At 40.8% G+C, this 8,076-nt stretch carries 7 protein-coding genes; 5 read left to right on the top strand and 2 right to left on the bottom strand.

What is annotated here, in order from left to right:
* Nucleotides 1–133 precede the first annotated feature (133 nt).
* On the bottom strand, nt 134–670 hold the full coding sequence (locus EO766_RS17355) for a gamma carbonic anhydrase family protein (protein WP_074420245.1): 537 nt from the start codon (nt 668–670) through the stop codon (nt 134–136).
* A 91-nt stretch (nt 671–761) separates the two neighbouring features.
* Between EO766_RS17355 and EO766_RS17350 the strand changes: the two genes are divergently transcribed.
* Nucleotides 762–1,952: an aspartate aminotransferase family protein gene (locus EO766_RS17350; RefSeq protein ID WP_074420246.1), complete on the top strand. Its 1,191-nt coding sequence runs from the start codon at nt 762–764 to the stop codon at nt 1,950–1,952.
* Nucleotides 1,953–2,065: 113 nt separating this feature from the next.
* Here EO766_RS17350 and bshA read toward each other — a convergent pair whose 3' ends face one another.
* Entirely contained in the window at nt 2,066–3,232 is a 1,167-nt protein-coding gene (gene bshA, locus EO766_RS17345) for an N-acetyl-alpha-D-glucosaminyl L-malate synthase BshA (protein WP_074420247.1), read from the bottom strand.
* Between the two features lie 367 nt (nt 3,233–3,599).
* On the opposite strand from bshA, the gene EO766_RS17340 reads away from it, so the two are divergent.
* The 4 genes from EO766_RS17340 to EO766_RS17325 form a co-directional block, all read left to right on the top strand.
* Entirely contained in the window at nt 3,600–4,970 is a 1,371-nt protein-coding gene (locus tag EO766_RS17340; protein WP_074420248.1) for a M28 family peptidase, read from the top strand.
* Nucleotide 4,971: 1 nt separating this feature from the next.
* Nucleotides 4,972–5,364, top strand: coding sequence for a DUF8785 domain-containing protein (locus tag EO766_RS17335; protein ID WP_074417452.1), 393 nt, complete (start codon nt 4,972–4,974; stop codon nt 5,362–5,364).
* Nucleotides 5,365–5,529: 165 nt separating this feature from the next.
* Nucleotides 5,530–7,872, top strand: coding sequence for a TonB-dependent receptor (locus EO766_RS17330; protein WP_074420257.1), 2,343 nt, complete (start codon nt 5,530–5,532; stop codon nt 7,870–7,872).
* A 4-nt stretch (nt 7,873–7,876) separates the two neighbouring features.
* The coding region (locus EO766_RS17325; protein WP_502697237.1) for a hypothetical protein at nt 7,877–8,076 on the top strand (200 nt) is incomplete at its 3' end.

The raw sequence follows: 8,076 nt of genomic DNA, 5'->3' as shown, positions 1-8,076 counted from the left end.
CCGTTCGACGGGCAGCCATTTCGGTTGGCATGATTGAATAAACCGCAGGCGGAGAGTATCAGGCAGATACTCATCACCCATACTATTTTTTTAGAGAATATCATGTTGTGTATATAACGTTTATATTGCATCATTATTGTTTCGGACATGCATTTGCATCGGCAAACCAGCCGGCATAAAAAGTATAATTATTCGCTATGCGATTAATTTCGCCTTCTAATAATTCCTGCGATACTTCTTTAACCTTCTTCGCCGGTACGCCTGCATACACACAACCGGCCTCTACCACGGTTCCCTCTAACACCACAGCGCCTGCTGCAATAACCGCATTACTATGTACTATGCAGCGATCCATTACAATAGCACCCATACCAATCAGTACATTGTCGTGCACCGTGCAGCCATGTACAATGGCATTATGCCCAATAGATACATTATTGCCAATAACCGTTGCATTTTTTTGATACGTACAGTGTATTACAGCGCCATCCTGCACATTTACCCGGTTACCCATGGTAATGGTGTTTACATCGCCACGAATTACCGTATTAAACCAAACACTGCATTGGTTGCCCATCACCACTTTACCTACTATCGTGGCATTGGGTGCCACAAAACAATCGTGCCCAAATTGCGGATGCACATTTTCAACTGGGAGAATAATAGCCATAAAAATTTGTTAGATAACTTTTTTATACAATCAATCATTCACCGAATGTATAACTTCGTTTTATATTTTCAAAGCTAATGTATTGTTGAGTATGAATTACAGGCAACTTTTTTTAAAACATATTGCACAAACCTCTGATGCGCCAATTGCCATAGAAATGCAGCGGGCACACGGTATTTATATGTTTGATGTGCATGGAAAGGAATATATAGATGGTATTTCCGGGTTTAGTGTGGCCAATATTGGGCACAGCCATCCCAAAGTAGTGAGTGCCGTTCAGCAACAGGCATCAGAATACATGCACCTGATTGTGTATGGCGAATTTATCCAGCAACCACAGGTGGCCTATGCCAAATTATTAACCGATTATTTGCCGGCTACTTTAAACTGTGTGTATTTTACCAATAGCGGAACGGAAGCTACTGAAGGTGCCATGAAATTGGCCAAACGCATTACAGGCCGTACCAAAATACAGGCCTTCCATAATGCCTATCATGGCAGTACACAGGGCTCTTTAAGTATAATGGGTAGTGAATATTGGCGTAATGCTTACCGGCCCTTATTACCGGAAGTGTATCATCTGGAATATGGCAGCGATGCCGCACTTGAAGCTATTGATGCAAATACCGCCTGTGTGGTGGTTGAAATGGTGCAGGCCGAAGCCGGTATTGTACGCCCTGCCAACGAATGGTTGCAGGCTTTACGAGACAAATGCACTGCCAATGGGGTAATGCTGATTGCCGATGAAATACAATCGGGTTTTGGCAGAACGGGTACCCTTTGGGCCTTTGAACAAACCGGAATTGTTCCAGATATTTTATTGTTGGGAAAAGCTTTAGGCGGCGGTATGCCATTGGGGGCGTTTATTGCAGCGAGGGAATTTATGCAGTTACTTACACACGATCCTGTTTTAGGCCATATTACCACTTTTGGCGGCCATCCGGTTTCCTGTGCTGCTGGTAAAGCTGCTTTTGAGGTATTGCTGGATCGTAACTTTACCAAAACTGTAAAAGAGAAAGAAAGTTTTTTAAAAATGCATTTACAGCATCCTGCCATTAAAACCATTCGAAGTGCAGGTTTGTGGATGGCGGTTGAGTTTGATAGTTTTGAAACCAATTATAAAGTAATTCACCAATGTATTCAACACGGCTTAATTACTGATTGGTTTTTATTCAGGTCACAAGCCATGCGTATTGCCCCGCCTTTGTGTATCCAAAAAAATGAATTGAAAAAAATAGCAGGCATTGTGTTGCAAAGTATTATTGATACGGGGGTAGAATAAAAATATTGGCGAAGTGTTGTTGCCACGAATGCACGAATGTTTTTTATTGCATATTCGTATGTATAGGTGTAATTCGTGTCTAAAAAAATATATGGCACCTTCCGTTGCACATTCTATTCCTTCATTGTCTGCTTTTTCTCAGCGTCTTTAATATTCATTCTGCAAAACCTACCATATAATTTTTCATATTGGGGAATAATATTCGCGATATCAAAATGTTTGGCCTGCTCATAAGCAGCATGCTTCATTTTATTCAGTTTTTGCTCATCTTTTAAAATGGTAATGGCAAATTCGCTCATGGCAGCCACATCGCCCACATTGGCCATAAAGCCGGTTTTCCCCTGTATATTAATCTCCGGCAAGCCACCTGCGTTAGTACTAATTACCACTACCTTAGCGGCCATGGCTTCTAATGCAGCTAAACCAAAACTTTCATATTCACTGGGTAATAAAAATACATCACTCACGGCTAAAATTTCTTCCATCTGCTCTTGTTTACCCACAAAACGCACATCATCCATTACACCTAAAGCACGCACCAGTTCTTCCATCACCGGCCGTTCCGGGCCATCGCCCACCATTAACAATTTTGCTGGCAGGTATTTTCGCACTTCGGCAAATACTTTAATCACATCCTGCACCCGTTTTACTTTTCTGAAATTAGAGGCATGCACCAAAATTTTTTCACCCGCAGGGGCAATTACTTTTTTAAAAGCATCAAAGGGTTTTTTGTTGAACCGATGCACATCTACAAAATTGGTTATCACTTCTATTTCTTTGGTAATGGCAAAACTTTTATAGGTTTCTTCCCGCAGGTTTTGCGAAACAGCAGTAATGGCATCGCTTTCATTAATGGAAAAAGTTACCACCGGCTCATAGGTTTTATCCCGGCCTACCAATGTAATATCGGTACCATGGAGGGTAGTAATTACCGGAACATTTCGCCCATTCTTACTTTTTACAATCTGCTTGGCCATATAAGCAGCAGAGGCGTGGGGTATGGCATAGTGTACATGCAATAAATCTAAATCGTGGTTAATAATTATATCCACCATGGTACTGGCTAAGGCCACTTCATAAGGCGGATAATCGAATAAAGGGTAAGTGGGTACCCGCACTTCATGGTAAAAAATATTGGTATTAAATTCATTCAACCTTACGGGTTGCTGGTAAGTAATAAAGTGTACCTGATGGCCTTCATCGGCCAATGCCTTTCCTAATTCTGTTGCCAATACACCACTTCCGCCAAATGTTGGATAACAAACGATACCAATGCGCATGATTCAACTGATTATTTGTGCTAAGTAACAACTATTTATGCTTTCAGTTCAATTATTAGCATTTACTTTTTGAAAAGGCAGGTTAAATTAACGTTGATCATCTGTAAAATTGTCAGGTTTTGTTGGGGTAGTCGCTACTGAAAAAGGTGCTTCCGGTGTGTTTCCTGCTGGTATTTTTTATGGGATTTCTTCGGGATTGGTTAGGGACAAGTTCAACTCAACAGCGTTGCGCAATGCTGTAAACCCGAATATGGGTGGAAGATGGATGCCAATGGGGCGGGTAAATGAAAGGCGAATTCCATTATCTTTATCGTGTTGATGATTTTTTATAAAAATGCTTATTCGACTCAATAAACCCTGAACGGCTATGATGAAAAAATTATTATTGGTTATATGGATGGTACCTAGTATGGCATTTGCACAACAGCTAAGCGATAGTTTGCTGATTAAACAAATATCGGATGATGTTTTAATCAATGGAAAGGCATATGATCTGCTTCGCCAGCTCACCAAACAAATTGGAGGGCGGTTGGCCGGCTCGCCACAGTTCATGAAAGCGGTATTGTGGGGCCAACAAGCTATGAAAGAGATGGGTGCCGATACGGTGTACATACAGCAATGTATGGTGCCACATTGGGTGCGTGGCGGAAAAGATGTGGCTACCGTAGTGCAAATAGGCAGCCGTAAGGTGAACAAATCTTTGTCGGTTACCGCTTTGGGCAATTCGTTGGGTGCAAAGCCGGGTGGCATAACGGCACCGGTATTAGCTGTGCATGATTTTGCAGAATTAGAAGCGAGAAAAGCAGAAGCAAAGGGTAAAATTGTATTTTTTAATTATCCGTTTAATCCCACTTATATTATTCCGGGCCGGGCTTATGGCGAATCAGGGGTTTACCGGCGTAATGGTGCATCTATAGCAGCCAAATATGGCGCCATAGGTATTATTATTCGTTCGTTGAGTGGCTCAACCGATAATAATGCTCATACCGGGGTAATGGCCTATAACGATTCTTTGCCTAAAATACCCGCCGCTGCCTTGGGTTTGCAGGATGCAGACAGTTTATTTGCCTGGTGCCAACGCATGCCCGTTCAGTTGCATTTAGAAACACATGGCCATTTTTTACCCGATACCATTGGCTATAATGTAATTGGTGTTTTAAAAGGTACCGAGCAACCACAGCAATACATTACCGTTGGTGGCCATTTAGATAGTTGGGATGAAGGGGAGGGGGCGCATGACGATGGGGCTGGTGTGGTGCAAACCATAGAAATATCAAGGGCTTTTAAAGCAGTAGGTTATCGCCCTAAACATAGTATTCATTTAGTATTATTTGCCAATGAAGAAAATGGTTTGCGAGGCGGCAATGAATATGCTCGTGTAGCTGCTATGCAAACCGATCAGCCCATTTTTGCTTTGGAAAGTGATGAAGGTGGTTTTACGCCCCGCGGTTTTGGCTGTAGTACTTCACCCGAAAAATTAGCCATGATCAGAAGTTGGATTCCTTTATTACAACCCTATGGTACTGATGTTATTGCAGCCGGCGGTGGAGGCGCCGATATTGGTCCGTTAGCCCGCCATTTTAAAATTCCTGCCTGTGGTTTAATGCCCGATAATCAGCGCTATTTTGATATTCACCATACCAAAGCCGATGTATTTGAAGCCGTGAATAAAAGAGAATTATTACTGGGAGCTATTAATATGGCCGGACTGGTGTATCTTGTAGACAAATATTTTTAATATGAAAGCAAGAAAATGGTTGCGTAATGCCATCATTATTTTGGTGATAATTGGGGCAGGCTGGTTTTACTGGCATTTTTATTTTGTATTTGCCACCGGTACTAAAGCTGGTGTACTCAACACTTTTCAGCACAAAGGCATCATTTTTAAAACCTATGAAGGTAAAATTATACAAAGTGGATTTAAAGCCAATGTACAAAGCAACGAGTTTTCTTTCAGCGTTACCAATCCGCAAGTGGCAGCCCTGTTAGAAAAAAACTCAGGGCGTGATATGAACCTGCATTATAAACTATATATGGGTGCATTACCCTGGCGCGGCATGCAAAAATTTATTGTTGATAGTGTAATTGAAATACGCGGTGTGGGCGGTAGCAGTAGCATTGACGCCAATTAACATTTGGGAAAATAGTATTGATTATTTTTCTGTTATTTTCTGTTACAGAGGGAATGCTGTTTCATACAAATGCATGATTTATTGATATTTTATGGCGCATCTTTGCCCTGCAATAAACCAATCGGGCAATCATTTGTTGCAATAACTATTAAAAGTAACGGTATTATGCGGAAATGCGGCTTTTTGAGGGCCTGGTTATTGTTGTTATCAGTTTGCACAGCTACAGCAATATTAGCACAATCTAAATTTACTTTAAATGGTGTGGTACGCGATCAATCATCCGGCGAGTTATTGATTGGTGCAGTTATTCAATTGAAAGAATTACCCGGCATAGGGGTTACCAGCAATGCCTATGGTTTTTATTCTATTACCGTAAAGCAGGGCACCTACACAGTTATCGTTCGTTATTCGGGATATGAAACCATTACCCAAGCTGTGGCTTTTACCCAAAACCGTGAACAGAATTTTAATTTGATTCCTATTGCCAATAACCTGCAGGAAGTGGTGGTTTCTACCAAAAAGAAAAATGAAAATGTTGCCAGTCCCTTAATGGGGGTAGATAAACTGAACCTGCGTGAGGTAAATGAATTGCCGGTATTACTGGGCGAAAAAGATATTTTAAAATCTATACAATTATTACCCGGCATTAAATCAGCGGGTGATGGCAACAGTGGTTTTTTTGTAAGGGGTGGAGGTGCCGATCAGAACTTAATTTTATTGGATGAAGCGCCTGTGTACAATGCCTCGCACTTATTGGGATTTTTTTCTACGTTTAATTCAGATGCCATTAAAGATGTTACTGTATACAAAGGGGGAATGCCGGCTCAATATGGCGGCCGGCTGAGTAGTGTGGTGGATATTAAAATGAAAGATGGTAACGACAAAGCCTACCACGTTGATGGTGGCGTAGGTTTAATCTCATCGCGGTTAACTGTGGAAGGGCCCATTGTAAAAAACAAAGGCTCTTTTATTATTAGCGGCCGCCGAACCTATGCCGATTTATTTTTGAAACTATCACCCGATTCGGCCATTAATTCCAATACCTTATATTTTTATGATTTAAACCTGAAAGCCAATTATACACTCAACAAAAAAAACCATTTATACTTATCGGGTTATTTTGGTCGTGATGTACTGGGCTTTGGCGAAACCTTTGGCAGCGATTGGGGTAATACCACCGGCACCCTGCGTTGGAACCATATTGTGAGTAATAAACTATTCTCTAACACATCACTTATTTTTAGTAATTATAATTATGTTATTCGCATTAAATCGGGTACCGATCAGTTTAAAATTACTTCTAAAATTCAGGACCTGAATCTGAAGCAGGATTTTGATTATTTCATCAATAACAATAATAAAATAAAATTTGGTGGTAACATTATTCATCATACCGTATCGCCAGGTGTCATTACTGCAACGGCCACCTCTAACTTAAAAAGTGCTACCATTCAAAACCGCTACTCTTATGAAAGTGCTATATATGTATCTCACGAATTGAGTTTTGATGATAAATGGAATATTGTGTACGGCGTACGCCTTTCGAATTTATCGGCCGTTGGCCCGGGTAATTATTATCAATACGATAGCAATGGCAATACCATTGATACGCTACATGTACCTAAAGGACATACCGTTGCCAGTTATTGGAATTTAGAACCCAGGTTTAGTGCCAGTTATCTGCTTAATACCAATACCTCGCTGAAATTTTCATATAACCGAAATGTTCAAAACCTGCATTTGCTCAGTAATTCAACGGTAGGTACACCCACCGATTTGTGGTTACCCAGTACCAATAATGTAAAACCTGAAATTGCAGATCAGGTGGCCCTGGGTTATTATAAAAATTCAAAGAATCAGGTATATGAGTTTTCGGTGGAAACGTATTATAAATGGTTGCAAAACCAAATTGATTATAAAAACGGCGCAGATTTGCAAGCCAATGATAATGTAGAGAATGAGTTGGTATATGGGGTAGGAAGGGCCTATGGTGTTGAGTTTTTCGCCAAAAAGAAAATGGGTAAATTAACGGGATGGATCGGTTATACCCTTTCACGCACCGAAAGAAAATTTGCAAGTATTAACAATGAGAATTATTTTCCGGCTCGGCAAGACCAAACGCATGCCATTACCACGGTGGGTATATACCGGCTTAACCAACGGTGGACACTTTCTGCCAATTGGGTATACAATACCGGTAATGCAGTTACTTTTCCCAGTGGTAAATACCGGGTGAACAACCAAACTACTTTTTTATATACCGAGCGCAATGGTTACCGTATGCCCGCCTATCACCGTTTAGATATTGCAGCAACGGTACAAAATAAAAAAAATCCCTACCTCAAATACCAAAGCAGTTTAACTTTTGGAGTATATAATGTGTATGGCCGCGAAAATCCCTATTTTATTACGTTTATTGATGATCCCAATAATCCCAATAAAACGGTTGCTCAGCAAACTTCTTTATTTCGGTTTATTCCAAGCATTACCTGGAACTTTAAATTTTAAATGTATGCGCATCCTATCCGGAATTCTGGTAGTTTCATTGTTGTTGTTTTTTTCCTGTAAAAAAATCATCAATGTTGATTTAAAAAACGCCCCCCCTGTATTAGTGATTGAAGGAATGATTACCAATACTTCACCTGCACGGGTGCTCATTTCCAAATCGGTTGCTTTTAGTGCCGATAATGTATTTCCCCCGGTTACCGATGC

The sequence above is a fragment of the Hydrotalea sp. AMD genome (assembly GCF_004100315.1).
In the GTDB taxonomy this organism is placed as follows: domain Bacteria; phylum Bacteroidota; class Bacteroidia; order Chitinophagales; family Chitinophagaceae; genus Hydrotalea; species Hydrotalea flava.
Note: the sequence above shows the minus strand (reverse complement) of the source record. Positions and strands in the feature narration are given on the sequence as shown.

Excerpts from the sequence above, each read along its gene's own strand:
- EO766_RS17355 (WP_074420245.1), bottom strand. The coding sequence starts at position 670 with ATGGCTATTATTCTCCCAGTTGAAAATGTGCATCCGCAATTTGGGCAC.
- EO766_RS17350 (WP_074420246.1), top strand. The coding sequence starts at position 762 with ATGAATTACAGGCAACTTTTTTTAAAACATATTGCACAAACCTCTGAT.
- bshA (WP_074420247.1), bottom strand. The coding sequence starts at position 3,232 with ATGCGCATTGGTATCGTTTGTTATCCAACATTTGGCGGAAGTGGTGTA.
- EO766_RS17340 (WP_074420248.1), top strand. The coding sequence starts at position 3,600 with ATGATGAAAAAATTATTATTGGTTATATGGATGGTACCTAGTATGGCA.
- EO766_RS17335 (WP_074417452.1), top strand. The coding sequence starts at position 4,972 with ATGAAAGCAAGAAAATGGTTGCGTAATGCCATCATTATTTTGGTGATA.
- EO766_RS17330 (WP_074420257.1), top strand. The coding sequence starts at position 5,530 with ATGCGGAAATGCGGCTTTTTGAGGGCCTGGTTATTGTTGTTATCAGTT.